Origin of the sequence: Dethiosulfovibrio salsuginis (genome assembly GCF_900177735.1) — a bacterium.
In the GTDB taxonomy this organism is placed as follows: Bacteria; Synergistota; Synergistia; order Synergistales; family Dethiosulfovibrionaceae; genus Dethiosulfovibrio; species Dethiosulfovibrio salsuginis.
This window is the reverse complement of the sequence record NZ_FXBB01000068.1, coordinates 1-1,541: the sequence shown is the minus strand read 5'-3', so window position 1 is coordinate 1,541 and position 1,541 is coordinate 1. Positions and strand designations below refer to the sequence as shown.

Annotated in this window: 1 rRNA gene; it reads right to left on the bottom strand. The window is 55.9% G+C overall.

What is annotated here, in order from left to right:
• Positions 1 to 8: 8 nt before the first annotated feature.
• A 16S ribosomal RNA gene (locus B9Y55_RS12950) occupies positions 9 to 1,537 on the bottom strand.
• Positions 1,538 to 1,541 lie beyond the last annotated feature (4 nt).

Below are 1,541 nucleotides of genomic sequence, written 5' to 3'. Positions count from 1 at the left end.
CTCCTTAGAAAGGAGGTGATCCAGCCGCACCTTCCGGTACGGCTACCTTGTTACGACTTCACCCTCCTTACCAGACACACCTTCGACGGATCCATCCCTTACGGGTTTGGCCTCCGGCTTCGGGTGCACCTAACTCGGATGGTGTGACGGGCGGTGTGTACAAGGCCCGGGAACGTATTCACCGCAACTTCTCTGATTTGCGATTACTAGCGATTCCAACTTCATGCAGTCGAGTTGCAGACTGCAATCCGAACTGGGACCGGCTTTTTGGGATCCGCTCCAGGTCGCCCTTTCGCTTCCCTCTGTACCGGCCATTGTAGCATGTGTGTTGCCCTGGACATAAGGGCCATGATGACTTGACGTCGTCCCCACCTTCCTCCGGCTTGTCGCCGGCAGTCTGGCCAGAGTGCTCGCCTTAAACGTTAGCAACTGACCACAGGGGTTGCGCTCGTTGCGGGACTTAACCCAACATCTCACGACACGAGCTGACGACAGCCATGCAGCACCTGTTTAGGCTCCATATTCGAAAACATGGTCTATCACCTTTCAGGTCAATACCACCTAAATGTCAAGCCCAGGTAAGGTTCTTCGGTTTGCATCGAATTAAACCACGTGCTCCACCGCTTGTGCGGGCCCCCGTCAATTCCTTTGAGTTTCAATCTTGCGACCGTACTCCCCAGGCGGAGTGCTTAATGCGTTAGCTGCGGCACAGATGGTTTGACCCACCCACACCTAGCACTCATCGTTTACTGCCAGGACTACCCGGGTATCTAATCCGGTTCGCTCCCCTGGCTTTCGTGCCTCAGCGTCAGGGTATAGCCAGCAAGCCGCCTTCGCCACTGGTGTTCTTCCCGATATCTACGCATTTCACCGCTACACCGGGAATTCCGCTTGCCTCTCTATCCCTCCAGCAAAACAGTTTCGAGTGCACACACAGGTTGAGCCCGTGCCTTTTACACCCGACTTGTCTCGCAGCCTACGCACCCTTTACGCCCAGTAATTCCGGACAACGCTCGCCCCCTACGTGTTACCGCGGCTGCTGGCACGTAGTTTGCCGGGGCTTCCTCGCAGGGTACCGTCACTTTATTCTTCCCCTGCAACAGAGGTTTACAATCCGAAGACCGTCTTCCCTCACGCGGCGTCGCTGGGTCAGGCTTGCGCCCATTGCCCAATATTCCCCACTGCTGCCTCCCGTAGGAGTCTGGACCGTATCTCAGTTCCAATGTGGCCGTCCAACCTCTCAGTCCGGCTACCCGTCTTTGCCTTGGTGAGCCATTACCTCACCAACTAGCTGATAGGACGCGAGCCCCTCTCAAAGCGGATTGCTCCGTTTCACCCTTAGGCATATGGGGTATTAATCCCGGTTTCCCGGGGCTGTCCCCCTCTTTGAGACAGGTTCTCACGCATTACTCACCCGTCCGCGACTCAGTATCCTTATCTTCCAGCCGAAGCCTTCCGACAAGAACCTTCGTCCCACTTGCATGTGTTAAGCACGCCGCCAGCGTTCGTCCTGAGCCAGGATCAAACTCTCCATAAAAATT